Origin of the sequence: Daejeonella sp., assembly GCF_030695525.1 — a bacterium.
GTDB lineage: Bacteria > Bacteroidota > Bacteroidia > Sphingobacteriales > Sphingobacteriaceae > Daejeonella.
Window position 1 is genome coordinate 153,558 of sequence record NZ_JAUYSS010000032.1, and the last position, 23,480, is coordinate 177,037.

Here is a 23,480-nt window from a genome sequence, read left to right on the forward strand (position 1 = left end):
ATGATTTTTATTTTCCTGAGTGTTTGTTGCAGCGTATTGGTATCGGTCTTACTGAAACTGGCAAAGCGTTATGAAATAGATATCCGACAAGCTATTGCATGGAATTATTCTATAGCCGGTTTACTAACCTGGCTCATTTTTAAGCCGGAGATTCCGCGGTTTACTGAAACGATATATCCAGTTTACATTGCTCTGGGCCTGTTATTGCCCACAATATTTATAGTTCTGGCCTTATCTGTAAGGTATACAGGGATTGTTAAAACCGATATCGCTCAGCGTTTATCTCTTTTTATTCCTGTGCTGGCAGCATTTCTGGTCTTTGGAGAACTTTTTTCATTGATGAAAATTGCAGGAATCGTAATTGCTTTTATTGCGATAATTTTTTCTCTTCCCTGGCAAAAACAAACTGAAACTTCACATTCCTACTGGCTATACCCCCTGATTGTTTTCATTGGTATGGGAATTATCGATATACTATTCAAACAAATTGCCAAAACTGAAAATATCCCATTCACTTCTTCGCTTCTGGTAGTATTTATTCTGGCATTTATTCTTTCCATTCTGTACCTATTATATGAGATTCTGGTTAAGGGATTGAAATTGACCATAATCAATTTAATTTGTGGCTGGATTCTCGGAATTGCCAATTTTGGAAATATCGTATTTTACCTGAAGGCTCATCAGACCTTATCGGAAAAGCCTTCTGTGGTATTTTCTTCAATGAATATCGGTGTGATTCTGCTTGGGTCAGCAGTAGGTGTTCTGATTTTCAAAGAAAAACTAAGTCGCTTAAACTATGCCGGAATAGTTTTGGCACTTATTTCAATTTTAATCCTTAGCCTGGCATAATAATGCTTTTTGACGATACTTATAAAACCATTCAGGAGCTATCAGAAGGAATATACCGTGATAAGGGTAGTAAATTTATATCCTATCTCTACCCTGTTAGTTCTGAAAATGATATAAAAGATCTTATAAATGCTTTAAAATCTGAGCACCCCAAAGCCAGGCACCATTGCTGGGCTTTGCGTTTGAGTCCCGACAAAACTGTATTTCGTTTGAATGACGATGGCGAACCATCAGGAACAGCCGGAAGACCAATTCTTAATACTTTGTTATCCAATGAATTAACTAATATTCTGGCAGTGGTAGTCAGATATTTTGGTGGAACATTATTAGGGGTTCCCGGCTTGATCAATGCCTATAAATCAGCGACAATAGAGGCAGTTAATAATGCCAAAATTATCGAGAAAACTGTGAATTCAGTATTCAGAATTGAATTTAGTCATCCTCAAATGAATGAAGTGATGAAAATTGTAAAAGAAGAGGAACTTACAATAAATAATCAGAATTTTGATCTGAGCTGTTCATTTTTGCTGGAGATCAGACAATCAAAAGTCAATAAAGTGCTAGGGAAGCTCGAAAAAGTTGATGGCTTGAAGTGGAAATAGTGTATGGATGAACCTACACTTGAAAACGAATTAAAACGTTCAATTACTGGTGATCCTCAATAAGCTATTATTTATGGCTTATAAATCATAAAACATAATGCTATGAATAACAAAATTTCAGAGGCTGATTTGATAATAAATCCTGATGGAAGTATTTACCATTTGAATTTATTGCCTGAAGATATTGCTGATACTGTAATTACCGTTGGTGATCCGGATCGGGTAGCTGAAGTTAGTAAACATTTTGATCGTATTGAATTAAAGAAAGGAAAACGTGAATTTATCACACATACCGGTTACCTGGGCTCCCGCAGAATTAGCGTTCTTTCTACAGGAATCGGTACAGATAATATTGACATTGTGTTCAATGAGCTTGACGCCCTTGTCAACATTGACTTTAACTCCAGACAGGTAAAGCCAGTTCTCAAAAGTTTGAATATTATTCGGGTAGGAACCTCAGGTGCGGTCCAGGAAGATATTCCGCTTGGAAGTATCATGGTTTCGGAGTATGGTTTAGGATTAGATTCCCTGATGCATTACTATATGCACCAGCTTTCAGGCGATGAGCATATGATTCTGGATGCTATAAAATCACATTTCCATCATTTTAAAGGTATTTCGCCATACATCACGGCTGCAGACCCTGGCTTAATTGAAACTATAGGTAAAGGCCTGAGTCGCGGAATAACTGTAACCGCTCCCGGATTTTATGCACCACAGGGCAGACAGGTCCGGGCTAAAGCTTCTTTTCCAGGATTAATTGATGATATCAGATCATTTTCTTCTGGAAAACACAGAATTACGAACCTTGAGATGGAGACAGCTGGTATTTATGCTTTATCAAGGGTACTGGGACATAAAGCCTTATCTGTAAATGCAATACTGGCAAGCAGGTTCAAGTTAGAATTTTCCTCAAATCCTGCGAAAATCATAAATCAAGCTATTGAGCTTGTTTTGAGCAGGTTATAATGTCCTGATCAATTCGAGGAATTTCGCTAAGGCTACGAGTTTATCTTCATCGAGGTTAAAATCAATCTTCCTCATAAGATAATCTTCAAGATCAAGATTCTCAACCTTTTCCAAATCTGCAATAACCTCCTTTCGGTGATCGAGACCATATTTCAAGGCAGTATTAAAGGCATTTTTAAAATCTTCAGGAATAGGTTTATTGGAAGCCCAAACAGCGAAAACAAAGGGTAATCCAGTGAATTTAAACCATTCAGCAGCAAGATCATACTGATATGGATAATGATCCCTGTTTGAGAAAGTCCGGTCGCCTATCTGAACAAATGCATCAGCCTGGTCGGTAACAAGCAATTCAGGAGAAATTTTCCAATGATATTTCAGTAATACTTTTGACAGATTGTTGGAGGTACGGGATTGGGCATCTAGCTGTAAACTGCTTATTTCCTGAATAGGTTTGTTGCTGAAAATAAAGACAGAATCGACGTTTCCATTGGCTCCTATACAGTAATTAGAAATGATCTGATAATCCTTAATATGTAGTAAAGCCGCAACAGGAACTAAACCTATATCTACTTGATTTTCAATTAGTTTATTAGCACAAACTGAAGGGATATCTAAGCTTAAATCAATTTGATCCAATATGCCTGAATGCATAATTCCGTAGACAAATGGTTTTGAGTTTGTATAGCTAACAGCAGAAACTTTTATTTTAGTCAAAACTAAGATAGTTTGTTTAAATGGTTTGTCTTATTAAATTCAAGGATATGAAATTCCTTTCCATCATATCCCAATTTATAAAGCGTGGTGTTGGAGTGCGGAAATTCATCCATTTCGGCAAGGGGACGATTCGTTAGAAGGCAAAGAAATAAACGCATTGCACGACCATGCATGCAAATCAGAATGTTCTGATCACTATTCTCTTCGATCAGGTGCTCAAGGACTATTAATTGTCTTTCCTTAACCTCCATTGGACTTTCACCTTTTTCAAATTTATGAAAAAGTTCACCTGCCCGCCATTGAGTTAACAAGGTATGCAAATGCGATGTTAATTCTTCAGTACTCTCCTGTCCCTCGTGAATACCCCATCCCAGCTCGTCGAGACCCGTATATTGCACCCATGGTATGTTAGAATCTATAAATTTTTGTACTGTTTGGTGAGTTCTTTTTAAGCTGGATGTATAAATCTTATCAAAGGGAATGTGCTTATAGGCCTGATAGAAGGCTTCAGCCTGCTCCTGTCCTTTTTCATTCAAACTGGTGTCCATCCCTCTGCCCTGAACTATTCCCAGCTTGTTCAGGTCTGTTTCACCGTGACGGATAATGTATATTGTTTTCTTCAATTCAGAACGGGTAACTTATAAAATTTCGGCTTTTCATCTTCCGGGAACTGATGATCTTTATAGTCAGTAATCATATTATAAAGGGTATCGCGCTCAATCGGGTGTCTGCCAACCTGTTTAATCAGTTCAACCAATTCCTGAGTGCTCATGGCAGGATTTTGCTCTTCAGCACCTGCCATAGAATAAATCTTTGTAGTATCATCCAGCGTGCCATCAATATCATCTACACCAAAATTTAAGGATAACTGAGCAGTACTACGACTGATCATTGCCCAATAGGCTTTTATATGATCAAAATTGTCAAGATAAATGCGCGAGACTGCATAATTTCTAAGATCTTCAATAACTGAAACCTCAGGAACATGAGACATTTGGTTATCCTGATTTCGGAATTTTAAAGGGATAAAAGTTTGAAAACCACCGGACCTGTCCTGTAACGAGCGTAAGTGTTCTAAATGGTCTACCCGATGCTTAAACTCTTCAATATGTCCGTAAAGCATGGTTGCATTGGAGCGCATTCCTAATTTATGCCATTCCTCATGAATTTGCAGCCATTGTTCACCTGTACATTTATCCTTAGCAATCTGTTCTCTGATCTCAGGATGGAATATTTCGGCACCACCACCAGGGATAGAATCCAGACCGGCTTCTTTCATTAATTTCATTCCGGATGCATAATCAATCTTCGCTTTCTTAAAGATATAATGGTATTCAACCGGAGTTAAAGCTTTGACATGAAGCTCAGGACGATGCTTATGTATTGCTGTAAAGAGCTCCGAATAAAATTTAAGATCGTATTGAGGCAACACTCCACCAACCAGATGAACTTCTGTCACCGGTTCAGAATCATATTTCCTGACAATTTCCATCATTTCTTCCATTGTATATTCCCAACCTTGTGATCTTTCCTTAATCAGAACAGAATAGGAACAGAATTTACAGTCGTAAATACAGAGATTTGTAGGCTCTATATGGAAATTGCGGTTAAAATATGTTTTATCGCCATGACGCTTTTCGCGGATATAATTGGCGAGAACACCCAAATAACCCAACTCACCTTTTTCATAAAGCAGAATACCTTCTTCAAAGGAAATTCGTTTATTTAGCTTAACTTTTTCTGCGATTGTTCTCAATTCAGCAGAAAGGTTCTTGTCCAGTAAAAGCAGATTCAGGTTTAATTCGGTGTTCATTATTTTCTTTGTACAAAAATACGGAAATGTATAGATTCATTATCATTTAGAGGTAAAAGCATTAAAAATATATCCATATTATTCCTTCAAGGCAATAAAATACACGCTTTTGTAATTAAATGTGAAAAATTGAGTCCAATTTTTATTCTTTAATTAACTTGAGCAAAATTTGACGAGACATTCAGATCTTAATCCCACAATGCGGGACGCTAAGAATCAAAACATAAAATAATGAAGATAGAGACCATAGCTATCCATGCAGGCAATAAAATAGATGGAAACACAGGGGCTGCTATTCAGCCCATTACTTTATCGTCAACTTTTGAACGGGGCGACGATGGCGGATATCCCGGAGGATTCATTTATTCAAGAATAGATAATCCCAACAGAAAATCACTCGAAAATGTAGTCGCTAAACTTGAGGGTGCTGAAGATGCTGCCGCCTTTTCATCCGGAAATGCCGCAGGTGCTGCAGTTTTTCAGGCATTAGGTGCAGGTGCACATATCATTGCTCCTGCTGATATGTACCATGGACTGCGGAATCAATTATTACAGGTTTTTGAAGGAATTATTGAAGTTAGTTTTATTGATCTGGCCAATATTAATGCGATAAATAATGCTATTAAACAAAATACCCGTCTGATTTGGGTAGAAAGCCCTTCAAATCCGCTATTAAAGATCAGTGATCTGAAAGCGATCAGTGAACTGGCTAAAGCCAGGGGTATTCTTGTAGCATGTGATAATACTTTCAGTACTCCGGTATTCCAAAAACCACTGGATTTAGGCTGTGATTTGGTTATGCATTCATCCACTAAATATTTTGGAGGTCATAGTGATGTAATCGGAGGAGTTTTGGCTTGCAAAAAAAATGATGAACTATGGAAGAAAATTAAGAATGTGCAGGTATTATCCGGGGCTGTCCCCTCGCCTTTTGATTGCTATTTAACAGTCAGGGGAATTAAAACGCTTCCTTATCGCATGCGCGGACATGCACACAATGCAGCAAAGGTTGCTGCGTTTTTAGATTCCCATAATCAGGTTGAAAAAGTCTTCTATCCGGGTTTAAAAGAACATCCTGGTCATGAAATTGCGAAAAGCCAAATGAGTGATTATGGTGGAATGGTATCATTTCTGGTAAAAGGTGGTGCCGATGAAGCCAGGAAATTTGTCAACTCGGTAAAAATCTTTACACAAGCAACTAGTCTGGGAGGTGTTGAGAGTCTGATTGAGCACCGTGCATCCATTGAAGGTCCGGGTACAAAAACTCCTCAAAATCTGATTCGTATTTCTGTTGGTTTGGAGAATTCTGAGGATCTGATTCAGGATCTGGATCAGGCATTGGGATAAACAATAAAAATAATACATTGAAAATCAATACATTACAAAAACAATAAAAATTTAATTTGGTTTAAACATATTCATACTACTATATTTGAAACAATATTTGGTAGCAATACCAATCTGTCTTCAATAAATTTACTTTATTGATTTATACAGAAGTGGCGAGAGATCAGGCTCTTTGACCCACTGACAACCCCCCGATCGGTTTCGGGGAAGGTGCCAATTCCTGTCCCGAAAGGGAAAAATAAATTTATATTGAAAATGAAAAAAGACCAATCTGCAGTTCCTGTATTTCCGAAACCGGAACTTAAAATCCCATCTCAAGTTACTTTTTATTCTGCATCATCAAGGTATTGTTGTATGTGTATGAATTTAAATCTTTGTTGTTAAATCCTTTTCAAAGGTTAACTGCCTTATATTAAGGTAAAACAACAATTTTAGATATTTTTAAATCTCTTTTATAATATTTTAATTTAGTTAATAATTAAACCTAACATTCAATAATTATGTCAGCTCACAATTTAAAATTCGAAACTCTACAAATTCATGCAGGTCAGGAAGCTGATCCAACCACCGGATCCCGTGCTGTTCCTATTTATCAAACTACTTCTTATGTTTTTAACAGTTCAGAACATGGTGCGAATCTCTTTGCATTAAAAGAATTTGGAAATATTTACACCCGTTTAATGAACCCGACCACTGATGTGTTCGAAAAAAGGGTAGCAGCTCTTGAAGGTGGAGTTGCGGCACTAGGCGTTGCTTCAGGACAGGCTGCCCAGTTCATTGCATTGAATAATATTTTGCAGGCCGGTGATAATTTCGTCACTTCTTCATTCTTATATGGAGGTTCATATAATCAGTTCAAAGTTGCTTTTAAAAGATTAGGCATTGAAGCTCGTTTTGCGAATGGAGATGATCCACAAAGTATCGATTCATTAATCAATGATAAAACAAAAGCCATCTATCTTGAAACAATTGGAAATCCAAGTTTCAGTATTCCTGATTTTGAAAAAATTGCAGAGATCGCTAAAAAGCACGATCTCCCATTAATTGTAGATAATACTTTTGGTGCAGCCGGATATTTATTCCGTCCGCTTGAGCATGGGGCTAATGTGGTTGTACAATCCGCAACAAAATGGATTGGCGGTCATGGAACAAGTATTGGCGGTGTAATTGTTGACGGTGGAAATTATGACTGGGGCAACGGTAAATTCCCTCAATTTACTGAGCCTTCTGAGGGTTATCATGGTTTAGTATTCAACAGTGTATTTGGTATCGGTGGTCCTTTTGGAAACATACAGTTTATCATTCGTGCACGTGTGGAAGGATTGCGTGATTTTGGACCTTCACAATCACCATTTAACTCATTTCTACTAATTCAGGGTCTGGAAACATTATCTCTTCGTGTTCAACGCCACGTAGATAATGCCCTGGAACTCGCTAAATGGCTAGAGAACCATCCTCAGGTTGAAAAAGTTGAATATCCGGGATTAGCAAGCAGCCCAACACATGAAAGAGCTAAGAAATATCTTAAAAATGGTTTTGGTGCGGTGCTTTCATTTGAAGTAAAGGGTGGAAAAGAAGCTGCTATTAAATTTGTGGATAATCTGAAGCTGATCAGTCACCTGGCCAATGTTGGTGATACCAAAACACTGATCATTCAGCCAAGTGCTACCACGCATCAGCAATTAAGTGATGCCGAACAATTGGCAGCAGGAGTTAAACCATCATCGTTAAGGGTTTCAGTAGGTATTGAGCATATTGATGATATCAAAGCTGATTTGGAACAGGCATTTGCAGCTATAAAATAATAATAAGGTTATAAATTGATAAAAAAGACCTCCCCGATCTCTTATAAAGATTGGAGAGGTCAAAATAATATGAATAAAGAAGTTATTTATAAACACAAAAAGCCATTTCTGCTTGAAAGTGGCCAAAAGTTAAAGGATCTTGAGATCGCTTATCACACTTTTGGTGCTTTAAATGCTAAAAAGGATAATGTGATTTGGGTTTGTCATGCTCTGACAGCAAATTCGGACGTTTTCGACTGGTGGAAAGGACTTTTTGGTGATAATTGTCTGTTTAATCCAAAGGAGCACTATATTGTTTGTGCAAATGTAATTGGCTCACATTACGGCAGCACTAGCCCTCTGAGCATTAACAGTGCAACCGGACTGCCCTATTTTCTTTCCTTCCCTGATTTTACAGTTCGTGATCTTGCAGCAGCACATAAGCTTTTGGCTGATCATCTTGGCCTGCCGAAAATTGGATTATTAATTGGGGGTTCATTGGGCGGACAGCAGGCAATGGAATGGGCTATTTTGGAGCCACAAAGAATTAAAAAACTGGTTTTAATCGCTACAAATGCCCAGCATTCAGCCTGGGGAATTGCCTTTAATGAAAGTCAGCGGCTGGCAATTACTGCAGACCGTACTTTTTATGCACAATCTCCGGATGGTGGTAAAACGGGACTTAAAGTAGCGCGCAGTTTTGCTTTACTGTCGTACCGGACTTATGGGACCTATGCCACGACTCAAATGGAAGTAAATCCTGATAAGCTAAGTGATTTTAAGGCATCATCCTATCAGAACTATCAGGGCGAGAAACTGGTGAACCGTTTTAATGCCTACAGCTACTGGTATCTGACCAAGGCTATGGACAGTCATCATGTGGGTCGTAAAAGAAAATCGGTCGAAGATGCACTAAAGTTAATTCAGGCAAAAACATTGGTTATTGGCATTAAGAACGATGTTCTTTTCCCAATAGAAGAACAACAGTTTCTGGCAAACCAAATCCCGAATGCCCGTTTTTCAGAGCTAAATTCATTCTATGGTCATGACGGATTTTTAGTAGAAACCGAAATTTTAACACAGGAAATAGGGAATTTTTTCAGGGCTGCTGACACTGATAATAGTGTAATAAATATGCATAAAATAGCATAATAAAAATATGAGTAAAAGACTGACCATTGGATTATTTGGCTTTGGCGTAGTTGGCCAGGGTTTACATGATATTATAAGTACAAAGGATCTCAATATTGAGATCAAAACAATTGCGATCAAAAATCCTGAGAAGGAACGTATTCTACCGGATCACCTATTTACTACTAATCAGGATGATATTCTGAATGATTCGGACATTAATACTGTCATAGAATTAATAAATGATGCAGATGCAGCTTATGAAATTGTTAGCAGGGCTTTAAAAAGCGGGAAAAATGTAGTTTCCGCGAATAAGAAGATGATCGCGGAACATCTCGAAGAGTTGGTCCATATTCAAGAAAAGTACAATGTATCGCTCTTATATGAAGGAGCAGTATGCGGAAGTATTCCAATCATTCGAAATCTGGAAGAGTACTATGACAATGAATTACTTCATTCCATCAGCGGTATTTTTAACGGATCTTCGAATTTTATTCTTTCAAAAATTGCCAATGAAGGCCTGGAATATTCAGAGGCCTTAAAACAGGCTCAGGAACTGGGTTTTGCTGAAAAGGATCCTATTCTTGATGTAGGTGGTTATGATGCCAAGTACAAGCTTGTTATTGCAGCAGCCCATGCCTATGGAGTTTTTGTAAAGCCTGAGGAAGTATTAAATATCGGTATTCAGAATTTTTCAGCCGCAGATCTCCATTTTGCTCAGGAACATCAGTTAAAGATTAAACTTGTTCCAACAGCAAAGAAACTTGACGATAAGGAGCTTGCCTTATATGTTATACCTAAGCTTGTTCCTAAAAGTGATTTCCTTTATAATGTTGAGAATGAATACAATGCGGTATCTGTAAAGGCTGCATTCGCAGACCAGCAATTATTTTATGGAAAAGGTGCCGGAGGCCATCCAACCGGGTCTGCCGTTTTATCAGATGTTGCTGCTTTACGTTATGATTATCGCTATGAGTACAAAAAATACCATCATGATAAGAAATTAAGGCTCCAAAATGATCATATCATTCCAGTGTACATACGGTACAATAATGAAAATTTGATCAAGGATATTCATTTTGAGTTTATAGCAGAACAGCACAAAAGTATTGAACTTAATTATGTGTTAGGTGGTGTAAAAATCAGTGAATTAATTGCTAAAAAACAAGATATACTGAATGATAGTGCATTTTTAGCTCAGGCTGGTGCATTAACTGAAAAATTTGAGGAATTAAAAAGGATAAAGCTTGAAAAAGCTTAATCGATTTGGATTCAATACTAAAAAAAAGGTCCTTCACAATGTGAAGGACCTTTTTTTATTTCTTAAGATATGGTTTTATAGCCTTTTGCCAGATCAGATACCCATTCTTATTCATATGAAGCTGATCTTTCAGAAAAATATCCGGCATTGGACTTCCATCGGCCAATATCATTTTGGAGTAAACATCTATATATCCGGACCTTCTATGCTTTTTTTGAAATTTTCTGATCATTTCATTCGCCCGACGCATTTCAGGAAGATATTTTAATCTTGACACACTAGGCTTCATCGAGATATAGATGATCTCGGTTTTAGGAAGCGCCGATCTGATCATTCCATGCAAGCGGGTAAAACGATTAAAAATAGTATCTGCAGTTGTATTTATTCCTGAGGGGAAGTCGTTTTCACCACAATAGATCAATACTTGGGCTGGTTTGTAGGGATAAATAATGTTTGGTGCATAACGAATCACATCAGGGAGACTGGATCCACCAAATCCACGATTTATAATTTTGTGCTTAGGAAAATATTCCTGTACATCTTTCCAGTTTGTAAAAGAGGAGCTGCCAACCAAAAGTATGGCATCTTTTGGAGGAAAATTTAAGCTATCCTGCACTAAGAAAGCGTCAATTTGTGCCTTGAATGGTAATTTTTGCTGGGAAAATGCTGGAGTTCCATTCGTTAGCAATAGAACAAAGGCCAGTATATAAACTATCTGCTTTTTCATGCCGCAATATATATTCTTATGAACTAAATCAAATACTTATAATTCACGATTAACATCCCATGCTTCAAGATAATCAGCGACTCTGCGAACGAATGAACCTCCGAGGGAGCCATCTACAACACGGTGATCGTATGACAGAGAAAGAAACATCATATGCCTGATCGCAATTACATCACCAAATTCAGTTTCTATTACCGCAGGTTTCTTTTTAATAGCTCCAACTGCCAATACTGCAACCTGAGGTTGATTGATAATTGGTGTGCCCATAATATTACCAAAACTTCCCAAATTGGTCAGAGTGAATGTCCCGCCTTGAGTTTCATCAGGCTTTAATTTTGAAAGTCGGGACCTGCTCGCCAGATCATTCACTGCCTTGGTAATACCATATAGATTTAACTGATCTGCATTCTTTATCACCGGTACAATCAGATTGCCATTGGGAAGTGCAGCAGCCATTCCAATATTAATATCACGTTTTTTGATGATCTGTGTTCCACTGACAGAAATATTGATCATGGGAAGATCTTTTATTGCTTTGGCAAGAACTTCAATAAAGATTGGCGTAAAAGTAATCTTCTCTCCTTCACGTTTCTCAAATGAACTTTTTATGCGATCACGCCATTGTACTAGATTAGTAACATCGGCTTCAACAAAGGAAGTTACATGGGCTGAGGTCTGTTTACTCATTACCATATGATCAGCAATCAGCTTACGCATACGGTCCATTTCTATAATCTCATCCCCGGCTGAAACAACTGAAGAAGTTTTTTTCTCCTGAACCGGTTCAGGTGCAGTCGGAAGTAAAGGTACTTCCATTTCTTTTGATTCAGTTTGTCCAGTTTTGCCCGAATTTATAAAATCGATGATATCTTTCTTGGTAACACGGCCTTCAGAACCTGTTCCTTTTATTTTATCCAGGTCGGCAATACTAATACCCTCTTCTGCGGCCATGCTTTTTACCAGTGGAGAATAAAATCGGCTTGAATTACTGAAATCAACTGGTTTTATACTTTCTTCAGGATTCTGAGCCTCTAAATCCGGAATTCCATCCCTTTGAACATGCTCTTCAATTTCCATTGGTAAATCAGGAGTAAATTCCTGTTCTGATGGAGCATTTTCTGGCTGCCCTGTTTCGATGGTAGCGATTACCGCACCTACCTGAACTACATCATCTTCCTTAAAAAAAACTTTGAGCAGTTTGCCTGATACCGGTGATGGAACTTCTGAATCTACCTTATCCGTTGCAATTTCCAATACAGATTCATCAATATCTATCTGGTCGCCGGGCTGTTTAACCCATTTAATGATGGTAGCTTCAGCAACACTCTCACCCATTTTTGGAAGTACTAATTCGAATAAAGCCATATTAGCGTATTTTGGAGAATTGGTTATTAAAATGCAAAATTAAACTTTTTCAACAAACCTGTTCCTGGTTCATTAATTTATATAGCATTATAAGGGCTGTAGTTGCTGATCGTTCAATATTCTGGATTCTTTTATTGCCAAAATTGTACTTTCTTGATATAGTCTTTGATCTACCAGTAATGGCGATCCAAATTGTTCCCACAGGTTTTTCTTCAGTTCCTCCATCCGGGCCGGCAATACCACTGACTGCAATTGAATAATCAGAATGAAAGGCTGAATGTGCCCCCTTGGCCATTTCTTTTACAGTTTCCTCGCTTACGGCACCATAATTCCTAAGAGTCTCTTCCAAAACCCCCAACATGCTAATTTTTAGTTCATTGGAATAGGTAACAGCAGCACCTAGAAATACTTTACTGCTGCCTGGGTGTTGTGTTAATTGATGGGAAATGTAACCACCGGTACAGCTTTCTGCAACTGATAAGGTCAGCTTTCTGGACTCCATATAATCCATAACTACTTTTTCTATCGGGGTATCCTTTTCTGCCATTACAAATTCAGATACCAAATCAGTAATTCTTTTTACATAAACGCTGATTTCATTTTTTAAAAGTTCTTCATTCTGTCCATTACCACTTAAACGAATACGAACAGTTCCCAGCTTGGGCAGATAAGCCAGCTTTATATGTGCCGGAAGTGAGTCTTCAACAGATGCAATCTTTTCTGCAAGGATTGATTCACCTATTCCAGCCGTCAGAATGGTATGATGTACAATTACGGGCAATTTGAATGTCTTTTTGATTTTTGGAATGACTAGTTCTTCCATCATATACATCATTTCAAAAGGAACCCCGGGCATTGAAACAAATATCCTATCCTCATGCTCGATCCACATACCGGGAGCTGTCCCGTTTAAATTGAGTAAGGTAATGCAGTTTTCCAGGACTTCTGCCTGCTTAATATTGCTTTCAAGTAAAGGGGCTTTATATTTTGAGAAGATTCGCCTTACGTTTTCTAATGCATCCTGATCCAATCGAAATCCGGTATTAAAATATTCAGCAAGGGTTTTCTTAGTGATATCATCTTTGGTAGGTCCCAGACCCCCGGTGATCAGAATAAGGTCTGCCCTGCCTTTTGATTCATTTAATGCCTCGAGAATATGCTGACGGTCGTCTGAGACTGATGAGATCTGTTTAACCTTTATTCCTGCCAGATTAAGTTTTTGTGCCATCCAGGCAGAGTTTGTATCCACTATCTGCCCGATCAGAATCTCATCACCAATAGTTATAATTTCTGCTCTCATATTAAAAGTTGTTCCAGGCATCTCTGCGTTTGCTGAGCTTAAGATCCTGGAGGATTGAAGCTTTAACTCTCAAATCAACGCTGTAAAATTTAAAATTTCCAATTGGAGACCATCTGAATGAAAGATCCCAGCAATGGAGGTCACGATAGATAGAAAATTGGGTTAAACTAAGTTTATTTGACTGAAAATCGTAACCGGACGTGTACTGAACCTTCCATTTCGGAGTAACATTAAAATCTCCGAATACGTTAAGTGTATTTGATATGCTTGATTGGAGTCCATTAACTGAATAATTAAAACTATAGGCTGCACTGACATTCCATGGGATATTAAAATCAACAAATGCATTTGGATCCCTGCTAATGGCATTTAACTCTTCCTGCTGTTGTGAAGAGAGGTTTTGCTTTGACTTATCGATCTGATTTAAATTTTGATTTCTGTTTTTGGCAGCATTTGAGTTAAAGCTAAAATCAGTTGATAATCCAAAATTGGTTAATCTGGAGAGTTTTCCAGATTTTAGTGCGAAGTCATCGATTCTGTTACCATCCTTATCAATTGCATAAGGATCAAGGGTTCCATAGAAATTAATCCCTATTTTTTCTTTGAAAAAGGCTGTTCTGCCTGAAAAGCCGATAGTAGAAAGTTTGAAGATTTCAGCAGCAAAGTTATAATTTCCCGAAAAAGTTAGACTTTGCAGGATCGGGATATTAACGGAATTCTTGGAAGAGTCTGCGGTAGACTTAACCTTTGCCTCAATATTATTATCAAAACTAAAGCCAATTCCGGCTACCTTGCCAGCTGATGGTGAACCAAAAACAGCATTATCATAAATTGAATACCTCGTTTTTATTAAAGATGTATCTCCCTGCAGATTGCGAAAATAGCCATAGCGGTCAGCGCCGAAATCGGGACGGTAGTTAAAATTGACTGAAGGGGTCATTATATGCCTTAATGCAATTAAATTCCCCTTTTTAAAATTGAATTTGCCGTATAGCTTAGTTGCTAATCCTGTATTTACATTATAATCATAAACTCTGCTGAATCCTTGAATGGTATCGGTAAGTGGTGTAAAGCCTGAGGCAACCGGAGCAAGCCTTTTTCGGATGGTTTGCAAATACCATTTTTCACTGTATTGCATCCCGGAATTGAATTGAAAGTATTTCAGGATATTCAGGGATAAATTGATCGGGATATCATGCTGTATGCCATTTCTAAAATCTCTTAATGATTCTTTTTTAAAGAGATCATATTCTTTTGTATTGATTGAATTGCTTCCCTGCATACTGTATCCAACACTCAACCTTTGATACCATTTTTGTTCTCCTGCCCTGTCCTTTGAATCAAATGGATTCAGGGTTGTCATATTTAAACTAAAGCGGGGAAGATCCAGGAATACTGTCTGTTGTTCGATATCCTGTGAATGTGAAAGACTGGATGAAAAGTTAAACAGACCATTTCCGAAAACCTTACCATAACTGATACTTGATGAAAGGGTATTTCTTGCTATTTCGGTAGGGTTATAGGTACCAGCCGCACCGGTATTTTGAAAATATGATCCTGTTCCTGCATTCACTGATGCACTGAATGTTGTACCCGGATTTGCCAGCGGACTTTGCGAATGACTCCACGTTAAGTTAAAATCTTTATTGGGTGTTTTATAGGATGGTGTACCTTCAATACCATTTTTTGTTGAAGCAAACCTGAAATTTAATCCCCCGTCGTATTTGTAATTTTTTCGGTATCGTGCTGCTGTTCCTAATTCATAAGATCCCTTTGAATAAAGCGTGCCTCTTGTTGAAAGGTCCCAATAATCGCTTAAACCGAGATAATACCCTAAATCACGCATAAAAAAGCCCCTGGTATCTTCTCCAAATGTTGGAAAAAGAAGCCCCCCTGACCTTTTATTGGGTTTTGGAAAAAAACCAAACGGTACACCCAATGGTAATGGTACATCCTCTATTACAAGATATGCCGGACCTGTGATAATCTGTTTATCTGTAGCAATTCCCCTGCTTATGTGAATTCCGAAATGAGGGTGTGGTAAATTACAGGTACTGTAAATTCCTCTTTTGAAGAATCCTTCATCATATTGATTCTTCTTAAATTGCTGTGCCTGAAGAAAGCCGCCTTCAACATCAGTAAAAACGCCGTAAGACTTCCCCTTTTTGGTTTTATAATTAAAAAACAGTGAATCTGTACTTAATGGTGGTTCTGCACCTTGCATAACCAATGGTTTTCCGATGTATCTTTTATTTACAGGGTTGACCCTGCCTTTAGCAAAAATGCTGTTGTTTTTCTGATCAAGGCGGATATAGTCGGCTTCAATTTCAAAATCTTCATACTTTACATGGGCTTTTCCATACAAAAAGACTATATTGTTGATCATATCGAAGTTTGTTGAATCTACAGCCCCATAGATTACCTTAGATGTTAATGATCCTGAACTATTTATTTTTTTTGTTACAGTATCTATTTTTGAGCTTGATGAAGGCAATGTTGTATCTGGGGAAGCGTTATCAGATCGCAGAACAGATTGCTGAGCATAAACCGACCCATTCATGGAAACAGCAAATAGTATAGCTGCAAAAAAATAGATAAAAATGGATCTAATAAATTTCAAATTCGATGATGAATACTATTTTTGCAATGATAGATAATAATATGCGTCCAAAATTAATCAAAAATATAGCATTGATAAGATACATTTACGTAATACTGGCTGTCCTTATTGCCTCAGGTCAATTTTCTTTTGCTAATTCTCTCAGTGATACACCCTATCGTATTAAAACCATTGTTCTTGATGCAGGGCATGGTGGTCATGATGGTGCAACTAAGGGGGTATTTTCGAGGGAAAAAGATATTGCACTCCAAGTAACACTTCGTTTGGGAAAAGCAATTGAGGAAAATTTAAAAGACGTTAAAGTAATATATACGCGTACATCTGATGTTTTTGTTCCGCTTTATGAACGAATTGGTATAGCTAATCGAAATAAAGCAGATTTGTTCATTTCCATTCACTGTAATTCAATGCCAATAAAAAAAGTAATCAGTGGTTACCGGAAGGACAGTCGTGGTCGCCGAATTCCTATTTATAAGACAGTGCAAAGTACATCTACAAAGGGGGTAGAAACTTTTGTTTCAGGTTTTGGACGCCTGGATGAACAGGATGTTGTTATGCGTGAAAATGAATCCATCCTGCTCGAGAAAGATTATAAGGACAATTATGAGGGTTATGATCCAAAAGATCCTGAAAGTATAATTCTATTATCTTTGATGAAAAATGCCTTCAGGGAACAAAGTATAAAGTTGGCATCTTTTATGCAGGATGAATATATTCTTAGTGGTAGAATTGACAGAGGCGTTAAAGAACAAAGTCTGGCAGTTTTAGCCAAAGCGGGAATGCCGGCAGTTCTGACAGAAATTGGTTTTGTTTCAAATCCTGAAGAAGAGGAATATATGAATTCTGAATCAGGACAAAATGAAATCGTTGGAAATTTATTGAAAGCGATTCAGACCTATAAAAAACAAGCTGAGCTTGAATGATTAATTGCAAAATAGGTATATTCAAATGATTGTCACAGAATATTATAATCCTGGTAAAAATGAATCCAGATAAAACAATAAAATATTAATGAAAATTACAAACGAAACCAAAGTAGGTGTATTGGCTGCAGTTGCCATAACAGTATTAATTGTAGGTTATAGCTTTCTTAAAGGCAACGATGTATTTTCACGAGAGAATGAATTTTATGCCATTTATACAAGGGTTGACGGTTTGACTGTTTCAAAGCCGGTATTGGTAAATGGATACCAGATTGGACGGGTCTCTAATTTAACCTTACAGCCTGATGGACAAATACTTGTTCAGTTTAAAGTTGACCCTGAATATGCGATTCCCAAAAATACCATAGCCAAGTTAGAAAGTACTGATCTTCTTGGGGGTAAAGCAATTGTTTTTGAACTAGGGACTGGTAGTGATTTTGCTGCAGATGGGGATACTCTAAACGCCAATGTTAAAAGGGATTTGATGGATCAGGTTGAGCCTGTTCAAAAGAAAGCTGAACAAATCATTGCCAGAATGGATTCGGTCTTAACTTCTGTAAATAATACCCTGAATCCGGAATTTCAACGGAATTTCGACCGGAGCTTTGCAAGTATTGCAAGTACTCTGGAGACATTGGAGAAAACCACACGGACAGTTGATGGCCTTGTCAGCAATCAAAGTTCGAAAATATCGGGCATTATGACCAATCTTGAATCCATTTCGGCTAATTTTAAGAATAACAATTCAAAAATTACTGCTATTGTTAGCAATTTCGAAAAGGTATCTGATGAAGTAGCAAAAGCAAATTTTGCACAAACCATTACTGAAGCCAATAAAGCAGTGGCTGATCTTCAGACCGTAATAAATAAGGTAAATTCAGGAAACGGTACATTGGGACAACTGATCAATGATGAGCGGATGTACAATAACCTTACTAACGCTGCTGCAAACCTGGATAATCTAATGATCGACCTTAAAGCAAACCCAAAACGTTATGTGAGCTTTTCAGTTTTTGGCGGGAAGAAAGATTAATCTAGATTTGGAAAGTTTGCCCTTCAACTGCGAGTGAAGTTTCAGGAAATATGCTTTTTGCTTCCTCCAGTAAAGGTTCAAGCTCCCGATACCGGGCCGAAAAATGACCTACCAGCAGTTTTTTTACATTTGCTTTCATGGCAATTTCCCCAGCCTGCAAAGCTGTAGTATGAAAGGTTTCCTCCGCCCTTTCGAGCATATCATTCATAAAAGTTGCTTCATGATATAACAAATCCACATTCGAGATATATTCTAAATATTTCCAGCTACAAATTGTATCAGAGCAATAGGCATATATTTTAGGCTGATCAGCTTCTGTAGTTAATTCTTCTGAAAGATGTATATTACCTTTATTATCCGTAAAACTCTGGCCTTTTTTAATAAGAGGTATCATTTCTGAAGGAATTGACAAATCATCAATCTTTGATTTGATCATTTTTCTCAATCTTTGTTTTTCAGCAAATAAAAACCCGGTACAAGGTATACGATGATCCAGAGGAAAGCTGTCGACCACTACATCATAACTCTCAAATATTCGGTTTCGTTTATCATCGGTAGTAGGCCTGAAATTTATCTGGTACCTGAGTGATGTCTGGGAGTGTTTAAATTGAAGATCTATTATTTCCTTTAATTCGGCTGGCCCAAAAATATCCATAGGCTTGGTACGTCCGTTTAAATGAAGGGAGGACAACAGGCCAACAAGTCCAAGGTAATGATCACCGTGTAAATGGCTGATAAAAATCTGGTCTATACGGTTAGCCTTAAGACCAAAGTTTAATAACTGATTTTGTGTGGCTTCTCCGCAATCGATGAGAATATACTTCTCATTCACATTTAATAATTGGGCTGAAGGATTCCGGGTGAAAATCGGGGTTGAAGAACTGCTGCCCAAAATAGTTACTTCAAATTTCATGAGCAGTTATTGACTATATTTTTAGTTCCTTTTCAATTCTTTTTCAATCTCCTCCATAAAAATAAGATCAATACCTTCATCGACAGATCCAACGATATTCAGAATATTCTCAAGCTGTGAAATAGCTATTAATCTTGAAATATTTTCATTGATTCCTGTCAGAATAAAAATACCATCCGAGTTTTTACATATTCTATGTCCTACCAATAAGCTACTCAAACCGGAAGAATCAGAATATTTAACATTAGAAAGGTCCAGAATGATATTTCGCTGACCTTCTGTATTACTAAGGATTAGCTCAGATTTAAGCTGAGGTGAGATTAAACTGTTTAATTTATTCTCATTCAACTTGATCAAAACGTATTTTTCGTGTTTATCGACAGTGAATTTCATAGTTTTAAAGTTAACTAAACAATAGTTAAATACAATATAATAATTAACTCAACCTTTTAAGAGCCTCAATTATGTTTTTCTCAACTCTTTTAAGCGCATTTGAATCGGAATGCTTAATGAATTTATCGCCAGTAATTTGTTCGTATAGTTCGATATATCTATCAGAGATTGACTTAACAAATTCAGGTGTCATTTCAGGGATCAATTGATCTTCCTTGCCTTGAAATCCATTGTCAATCAACCATTTACGCACAAACTCCTTTGATAATTGTTTTTGTGGTTCATTCTTATTCTGACGTTCTTCGTAACCTTCCTTATAAAAATAACGTGAAGAATCGGGGGTATGGATTTCATCAATAAGGTGAATTTTACCATCCGCCTTACCAAATTCATACTTGGTATCAACTAGTATTAATCCCTGATCTGAAGCCATCTCAGTTCCTCTCTGGAACAATGCACGGGTATATTTTTCAAGTTGAAGATAGTCATCTTCTGATACAATATTTCGGCTAATGATCTCCTCTCTCGAAATATCTTCATCATGTCCTATTGATGCTTTTGTAGTAGGTGTAATAATAGGTACTGGTAATTTATCATTCTCTTTAAGTCCTCCAGGTAGTGAAACCCCGCATACAGAATGTTTCCCCGTCTGATATTCACGCCATGCATGCCCGGCAAGATAGCCTCTTATCACCATTTCCACTTTAAAGGGATCGCATATTTTACCTATGGTTACATTGGGATCAGGAATATCAAGTACCCAGTTAGGTACTATATCCTGAGTAGCAGCCAGGAATTTAGCTGCAATTTGATTCAGAACCTGACCTTTAAACGGAATAGCTTCAGGAAGTACTACATCGAATGCCGAGATTCTATCGGTAACAACCATTACCAAAAAATTATCTTCAATGGTATAAACATCACGGACCTTACCTTTATAAAACTTGCTTTGACCCGGCAAATTAAAGTGTGTTTCTTGAATAGCACTCATCTAAATGACTTATTTATTTTAGGATGTAAAAATCAGAAAAATAAACCTAATCCCCGAAATTTAATTACTGGATATCCCCGTAGGCTCTAAGAATATTTTTTACGAGTTTATGCCTGACTACATCATCCCCGTTAAGATAGATAATTTCTATGCCCTTTATATCTCCAAGAATTCTCAAAGCAGTATTAAGACCTGATTGTTGCTTTCTGGGTAAATCAATCTGAGTGACATCACCTGTGACTATAAATTTGGCGGTCGGCCCCATACGGGTCAGGAACATTTTTAATTGAAGATCAGTCGCATTTTGTGCTTCATCCAGAATGACAAAACAATTATCCAGTGTTCGGCCCCGCATAAATGCCAGTGGAGCGATCTCGATAGTCCTGTTTTCTAGAAAGACCTTAAGTTTATCAGCAGGAATCATATCGTCGAGAGCATCATAAAGCGGGCGCAGGTAAGGATCTATCTTTTCCTTAAGGTCGCCGGGAAGAAAACCCAGGTTCTCCCCTGCTTCAACTGCAGGTCTTGTTAATATAATTCGCTTTATTTCTTTGTTTTTCAAGGCTCTAACAGCCAATGCTACTGCTGTATAGGTTTTTCCTGTTCCTGCTGGTCCAATTGCGAATATGATATCATTTTTACTGATACTGTCAACCATTTTGCGCTGATTGGCAGTTCTTGCTTTAACAACTATACCGTTTGGGCCAAAAACAATCGCTTCTGCACCGGCACCACTTTTGGAACCTGTACTTTCAGAATCCTGAACAATTTGAATACTTGTACCCAGAAGCTGTTCAAGATTACTGATGGTCAGAGTCTGGAATTTATCAATATGATTAATTATTTCCTGAAATTTTTGTGAAAACAGATCCAATTCCTTAACGTCACCCAGTACTTTTACATCGTTACCCCTTGCTACAATCTTGATTTTTGGAAAATGCTTCTTGATTATTTCGAAATACTCATTATTTGCCCCCCATATAACAACAGGGTCAACATTATCGATGTTAAGGTTCAGTTCGTTCAAGTTGCGCTTATTTTTAGTACAGAGGGTAATTATTTGAGATTAAAATTCAATATTTGTACCGTTATTATCTATCGCAAGAATAACAATAAATATTCACATTTTAAATGGCAATAATTACTTTAACTACTGATTTAGGTTATAAAGATTTTTATCAGGCTGCCCTTAAAGGAAGTATACTTAGCCAGTTTGCAACAGCCAATATTGTGGATATTAGTCATGACATTTCAGCCTTCAATATTCCTCAGGCAGCTTTCATATTAAAAAATTCTTTTCATTATTTTCCAAAGGGAACAGTACACCTGATTGGGATAGATTCTGTATTTAACGAAAAGACAAAGTACCTGGCTCTAAAGTACCGTGATCATTATTTCATAGGTTCAGACAATGGTATATTCTCATTGTTGTTTGATGAAGATCCTTCAGAAATTGTGGAGCTCAATATTTTGCAGGATCTAAAATACCTTCATTTCCCACTTTCAGATATATTTCCAAAAGCAGCCAGCCATCTGGCAAAAGGAGGTAAATTACAGGATATTGGAATCCCGGTGTCAGGTATAGAAGAAAAGATGACCCTGCAGCCTGTAATCGAGAGGGATATTATCCGCGGAAGTGTGATCTATATAGACTCGTTTCAGAACATTATAACCAATATCACCAAAGAAATATTTACCAGGGTTCAGCAAAATCGTGGTTTTACGCTTTATTTTAAAAGAAATGAGTCAATCTCGCAATTAAGCTGGCACTACAATGAAGTTCCTGAAGGTGAAAAACTTTGTCTGTTCGGGATAAGTAACCATCTTGAAATAGCGATCAATAAGGGAAACGCCAGCGGATTGCTGGGACTGAATCTGAATGATATCGTCAGAATTGAATTCAAATCATGATTACAAGAATAGTTAAACTGACCTTTAAGCCTGAGAGTGTGCAAGGTTTTAAAGAGATTTTTTATGCTTCCCAAAAGCAAATCCTAGCTTTTGAAGGATGTATTCGTGTCGATCTGATGAATGACATCAATAATGAATGTACATTTTTTACGTTGAGTTACTGGACTAGTGAGGAGGATTTAGATAACTACAGATATTCCTATCTTTTTATCAATACCTGGTCAAAAGTAAAGCCCCTGTTTTCTGAAAAAGCAGAAGCCTGGAGTTTGTCTCTCAATCAAAACAAATCAATATGAAGCAAATTGGGGCAATCATTGTTCTTTTAATCATTTCAATAAGTCAGGTTAACGCACAGAATGACAGCTTAGCCTATGAAACACAACGTAAGAAAATTAACCAGCTGCTCGATGAACGAAGCAATAGATTTGGACAATACGAAGGTAGCCTGGGAAAGCGAAGCGGAATATTTGGTTTAAAAACAAAAAAAGATATGCAATTTTCCAATGATATTCTTCGCCAAATAGTATTGACAGACAATGATATATTTTCTGAACTTAAGATACTTCTTGATTATAAGGACCTTGAAAAAGAGCAGGTTGAGACAAGAGCCGAAACAGTTGAAGGACGCATCGATAGATTTCAGTTAACGATTACCCGACTGCAGCAGGAAAATGAAAAATTAAGGACTCAGTCAGAGAAAAACATTGCCGATTATGACAGGCTAACAAATTATTTGATTCTACTCATTATCTCTCTTATTGCATCAATATGGTATATATATAAACTGAAAAAATTACCCAAGATTGATATGTCGTCAACAAAGAGTGCTTAAAT

The 23,480-nt window shown here is 37.4% G+C and carries 23 protein-coding genes and 1 riboswitch; of the genes, 12 read left to right on the forward strand and 11 right to left on the reverse strand.

The window, feature by feature from the left end; genetic code table 11:
• From Q8S11_RS07740 to Q8S11_RS07750, 3 genes are all read left to right on the forward strand, one after another.
• Nucleotides 1–849 (forward strand): EamA/RhaT family transporter, encoded by an 849-nt coding sequence (locus Q8S11_RS07740; RefSeq protein ID WP_305661513.1) that lies wholly within the window; start codon nt 1–3, stop codon nt 847–849.
• A 2-nt stretch (nt 850–851) separates the two neighbouring features.
• A complete protein-coding gene (locus tag Q8S11_RS07745; protein ID WP_305661514.1) occupies nt 852–1,451 on the forward strand; it encodes a YigZ family protein in 600 nt (199 codons plus the stop codon).
• Nucleotides 1,452–1,553: 102 nt separating this feature from the next.
• Nucleotides 1,554–2,420 carry a nucleoside phosphorylase gene (locus Q8S11_RS07750; protein WP_305661515.1) on the forward strand — a complete coding sequence of 289 codons (867 nt, stop codon included), beginning with the start codon at nt 1,554–1,556 and terminating at the stop codon, nt 2,418–2,420.
• Here Q8S11_RS07750 and Q8S11_RS07755 read toward each other — a convergent pair.
• Genes Q8S11_RS07755 through mqnE form a run of 3 tightly spaced genes read right to left on the reverse strand, consistent with a single transcriptional unit; the run spans nt 2,415 to nt 4,947 of the window.
• Nucleotides 2,415–3,134, reverse strand: a complete 720-nt coding sequence (locus Q8S11_RS07755) for a menaquinone biosynthetic enzyme MqnA/MqnD family protein (protein WP_305661516.1) — start codon at nt 3,132–3,134, stop codon at nt 2,415–2,417. The two genes, Q8S11_RS07750 and Q8S11_RS07755, sit on opposite strands and share 6 nt — an antisense overlap.
• 2 nt (nt 3,135–3,136) lie before the next feature.
• Nucleotides 3,137–3,757 carry a histidine phosphatase family protein gene (locus tag Q8S11_RS07760; RefSeq protein WP_305661517.1) on the reverse strand — a complete coding sequence of 207 codons (621 nt, stop codon included), beginning with the start codon at nt 3,755–3,757 and terminating at the stop codon, nt 3,137–3,139.
• Nucleotides 3,754–4,947 carry an aminofutalosine synthase MqnE gene (mqnE, locus tag Q8S11_RS07765; RefSeq protein ID WP_305661518.1) on the reverse strand — a complete coding sequence of 398 codons (1,194 nt, stop codon included), beginning with the start codon at nt 4,945–4,947 and terminating at the stop codon, nt 3,754–3,756. The genes Q8S11_RS07760 and mqnE overlap by 4 nt, the downstream gene beginning before the upstream one ends.
• 231 nt (nt 4,948–5,178) lie before the next feature.
• Between mqnE and Q8S11_RS07770 the strand changes: the two genes are divergently transcribed.
• The 4 genes from Q8S11_RS07770 (at nt 5,179) to Q8S11_RS07785 (ending at nt 10,470) form a co-directional block, all read left to right on the forward strand.
• The gene (locus Q8S11_RS07770) at nt 5,179–6,294 is read left to right on the forward strand and encodes a PLP-dependent aspartate aminotransferase family protein (RefSeq protein WP_305661519.1); all 1,116 of its coding nucleotides are present in this window, start codon (nt 5,179–5,181) and stop codon (nt 6,292–6,294) included.
• Nucleotides 6,295–6,433: 139 nt separating this feature from the next.
• Nucleotides 6,434–6,539, forward strand: a riboswitch (SAM riboswitch).
• Nucleotides 6,540–6,794: 255 nt separating this feature from the next.
• Nucleotides 6,795–8,099, forward strand: coding sequence for an O-acetylhomoserine aminocarboxypropyltransferase/cysteine synthase family protein (locus tag Q8S11_RS07775; protein ID WP_305661520.1), 1,305 nt, complete (start codon nt 6,795–6,797; stop codon nt 8,097–8,099).
• 69 nt (nt 8,100–8,168) lie between these two features.
• Nucleotides 8,169–9,230, forward strand: coding sequence for a homoserine O-acetyltransferase (gene metX, locus Q8S11_RS07780; RefSeq protein WP_305661521.1), 1,062 nt, complete (start codon nt 8,169–8,171; stop codon nt 9,228–9,230).
• Nucleotides 9,231–9,237: 7 nt separating this feature from the next.
• Nucleotides 9,238–10,470, forward strand: coding sequence for a homoserine dehydrogenase (locus Q8S11_RS07785; RefSeq protein WP_305661522.1), 1,233 nt, complete (start codon nt 9,238–9,240; stop codon nt 10,468–10,470).
• Nucleotides 10,471–10,525: 55 nt separating this feature from the next.
• Here Q8S11_RS07785 and Q8S11_RS07790 read toward each other — a convergent pair whose 3' ends face one another.
• Genes Q8S11_RS07790 through Q8S11_RS07805 form a run of 4 tightly spaced genes read right to left on the reverse strand, consistent with a single transcriptional unit; the run spans nt 10,526 to nt 16,422 of the window.
• Nucleotides 10,526–11,197: a GDSL-type esterase/lipase family protein gene (locus tag Q8S11_RS07790; RefSeq protein ID WP_305661523.1), complete on the reverse strand. Its 672-nt coding sequence runs from the start codon at nt 11,195–11,197 to the stop codon at nt 10,526–10,528.
• A 36-nt stretch (nt 11,198–11,233) separates the two neighbouring features.
• Entirely contained in the window at nt 11,234–12,562 is a 1,329-nt protein-coding gene (locus Q8S11_RS07795; protein WP_305661524.1) for a dihydrolipoamide acetyltransferase family protein, read from the reverse strand.
• Between the two features lie 49 nt (nt 12,563–12,611).
• On the reverse strand, nt 12,612–13,862 hold the full coding sequence (locus Q8S11_RS07800; protein WP_305661525.1) for a competence/damage-inducible protein A: 1,251 nt from the start codon (nt 13,860–13,862) through the stop codon (nt 12,612–12,614).
• A 1-nt stretch (nt 13,863) separates the two neighbouring features.
• On the reverse strand, nt 13,864–16,422 hold the full coding sequence (locus Q8S11_RS07805) for a putative LPS assembly protein LptD (RefSeq protein ID WP_305661526.1): 2,559 nt from the start codon (nt 16,420–16,422) through the stop codon (nt 13,864–13,866).
• A gap of 65 nt (nt 16,423–16,487) precedes the next feature.
• Between Q8S11_RS07805 and Q8S11_RS07810 the strand changes: the two genes are divergently transcribed.
• The gene (locus tag Q8S11_RS07810; RefSeq protein ID WP_305661527.1) at nt 16,488–17,405 is read left to right on the forward strand and encodes an N-acetylmuramoyl-L-alanine amidase; all 918 of its coding nucleotides are present in this window, start codon (nt 16,488–16,490) and stop codon (nt 17,403–17,405) included.
• Between the two features lie 88 nt (nt 17,406–17,493).
• Nucleotides 17,494–18,438 carry an MlaD family protein gene (locus tag Q8S11_RS07815; protein WP_305661528.1) on the forward strand — a complete coding sequence of 315 codons (945 nt, stop codon included), beginning with the start codon at nt 17,494–17,496 and terminating at the stop codon, nt 18,436–18,438.
• Between the two features lies 1 nt (nt 18,439).
• Here the strand turns inward: Q8S11_RS07815 and Q8S11_RS07820 are convergent, their stop codons facing one another.
• From Q8S11_RS07820 to Q8S11_RS07835, 4 genes are all read right to left on the reverse strand, one after another.
• A complete protein-coding gene (locus Q8S11_RS07820; protein ID WP_305661529.1) occupies nt 18,440–19,351 on the reverse strand; it encodes a ribonuclease Z in 912 nt (303 codons plus the stop codon).
• A 21-nt stretch (nt 19,352–19,372) separates the two neighbouring features.
• Nucleotides 19,373–19,744, reverse strand: a complete 372-nt coding sequence (locus tag Q8S11_RS07825; protein ID WP_305364498.1) for an STAS domain-containing protein — start codon at nt 19,742–19,744, stop codon at nt 19,373–19,375.
• 43 nt (nt 19,745–19,787) lie between these two features.
• Nucleotides 19,788–20,735, reverse strand: coding sequence for a phosphoribosylaminoimidazolesuccinocarboxamide synthase (locus tag Q8S11_RS07830; protein WP_305661530.1), 948 nt, complete (start codon nt 20,733–20,735; stop codon nt 19,788–19,790).
• Nucleotides 20,736–20,799: 64 nt separating this feature from the next.
• Nucleotides 20,800–21,762 carry a PhoH family protein gene (locus Q8S11_RS07835; protein WP_305661531.1) on the reverse strand — a complete coding sequence of 321 codons (963 nt, stop codon included), beginning with the start codon at nt 21,760–21,762 and terminating at the stop codon, nt 20,800–20,802.
• Nucleotides 21,763–21,866: 104 nt separating this feature from the next.
• Between Q8S11_RS07835 and Q8S11_RS07840 the strand changes: the two genes are divergently transcribed.
• Genes Q8S11_RS07840 through Q8S11_RS07850 form a run of 3 tightly spaced genes read left to right on the forward strand, consistent with a single transcriptional unit; the run spans nt 21,867 to nt 23,478 of the window.
• Nucleotides 21,867–22,646 carry an S-adenosyl-l-methionine hydroxide adenosyltransferase family protein gene (locus Q8S11_RS07840; protein WP_305661532.1) on the forward strand — a complete coding sequence of 260 codons (780 nt, stop codon included), beginning with the start codon at nt 21,867–21,869 and terminating at the stop codon, nt 22,644–22,646.
• Complete coding sequence (locus tag Q8S11_RS07845) at nt 22,643–22,942, forward strand: putative quinol monooxygenase (RefSeq protein WP_305661533.1); 300 nt, start codon at nt 22,643–22,645, stop codon at nt 22,940–22,942. Before Q8S11_RS07840 ends, Q8S11_RS07845 begins: the two co-directional genes overlap by 4 nt.
• Nucleotides 22,939–23,478, forward strand: a complete 540-nt coding sequence (locus Q8S11_RS07850) for a hypothetical protein (RefSeq protein WP_305661534.1) — start codon at nt 22,939–22,941, stop codon at nt 23,476–23,478. Before Q8S11_RS07845 ends, Q8S11_RS07850 begins: the two co-directional genes overlap by 4 nt.
• The last annotated feature ends 2 nt before the right edge of the window (nt 23,479–23,480 follow it).

What these genes read in the sequence shown, in the direction of transcription:
- Q8S11_RS07820 (WP_305661529.1), bottom strand. Translation starts at nt 19,351, where the DNA reads ATGAAATTTGAAGTAACTATTTTGGGCAGCAGTTCTTCAACCCCGATT.
- mqnE (WP_305661518.1), bottom strand. Translation starts at nt 4,947, where the DNA reads ATGAACACCGAATTAAACCTGAATCTGCTTTTACTGGACAAGAACCTT.
- Q8S11_RS07745 (WP_305661514.1), top strand. Translation starts at nt 852, where the DNA reads ATGCTTTTTGACGATACTTATAAAACCATTCAGGAGCTATCAGAAGGA.
- Q8S11_RS07770 (WP_305661519.1), top strand. Translation starts at nt 5,179, where the DNA reads ATGAAGATAGAGACCATAGCTATCCATGCAGGCAATAAAATAGATGGA.
- Q8S11_RS07825 (WP_305364498.1), bottom strand. Translation starts at nt 19,744, where the DNA reads ATGAAATTCACTGTCGATAAACACGAAAAATACGTTTTGATCAAGTTG.
- Q8S11_RS07750 (WP_305661515.1), top strand. Translation starts at nt 1,554, where the DNA reads ATGAATAACAAAATTTCAGAGGCTGATTTGATAATAAATCCTGATGGA.
- Q8S11_RS07740 (WP_305661513.1), top strand. Translation starts at nt 1, where the DNA reads ATGATTTTTATTTTCCTGAGTGTTTGTTGCAGCGTATTGGTATCGGTC.
- Q8S11_RS07795 (WP_305661524.1), bottom strand. Translation starts at nt 12,562, where the DNA reads ATGGCTTTATTCGAATTAGTACTTCCAAAAATGGGTGAGAGTGTTGCT.
- Q8S11_RS07790 (WP_305661523.1), bottom strand. Translation starts at nt 11,197, where the DNA reads ATGAAAAAGCAGATAGTTTATATACTGGCCTTTGTTCTATTGCTAACG.
- Q8S11_RS07785 (WP_305661522.1), top strand. Translation starts at nt 9,238, where the DNA reads ATGAGTAAAAGACTGACCATTGGATTATTTGGCTTTGGCGTAGTTGGC.
- Q8S11_RS07840 (WP_305661532.1), top strand. Translation starts at nt 21,867, where the DNA reads ATGGCAATAATTACTTTAACTACTGATTTAGGTTATAAAGATTTTTAT.
- Q8S11_RS07800 (WP_305661525.1), bottom strand. Translation starts at nt 13,862, where the DNA reads ATGAGAGCAGAAATTATAACTATTGGTGATGAGATTCTGATCGGGCAG.
- Q8S11_RS07775 (WP_305661520.1), top strand. Translation starts at nt 6,795, where the DNA reads ATGTCAGCTCACAATTTAAAATTCGAAACTCTACAAATTCATGCAGGT.
- Q8S11_RS07830 (WP_305661530.1), bottom strand. Translation starts at nt 20,735, where the DNA reads ATGAGTGCTATTCAAGAAACACACTTTAATTTGCCGGGTCAAAGCAAG.
- Q8S11_RS07805 (WP_305661526.1), bottom strand. Translation starts at nt 16,422, where the DNA reads ATGAATGGGTCGGTTTATGCTCAGCAATCTGTTCTGCGATCTGATAAC.
- Q8S11_RS07815 (WP_305661528.1), top strand. Translation starts at nt 17,494, where the DNA reads ATGAAAATTACAAACGAAACCAAAGTAGGTGTATTGGCTGCAGTTGCC.
- Q8S11_RS07845 (WP_305661533.1), top strand. Translation starts at nt 22,643, where the DNA reads ATGATTACAAGAATAGTTAAACTGACCTTTAAGCCTGAGAGTGTGCAA.
- metX (WP_305661521.1), top strand. Translation starts at nt 8,169, where the DNA reads ATGAATAAAGAAGTTATTTATAAACACAAAAAGCCATTTCTGCTTGAA.
- Q8S11_RS07850 (WP_305661534.1), top strand. Translation starts at nt 22,939, where the DNA reads ATGAAGCAAATTGGGGCAATCATTGTTCTTTTAATCATTTCAATAAGT.
- Q8S11_RS07810 (WP_305661527.1), top strand. Translation starts at nt 16,488, where the DNA reads ATGATGAATACTATTTTTGCAATGATAGATAATAATATGCGTCCAAAA.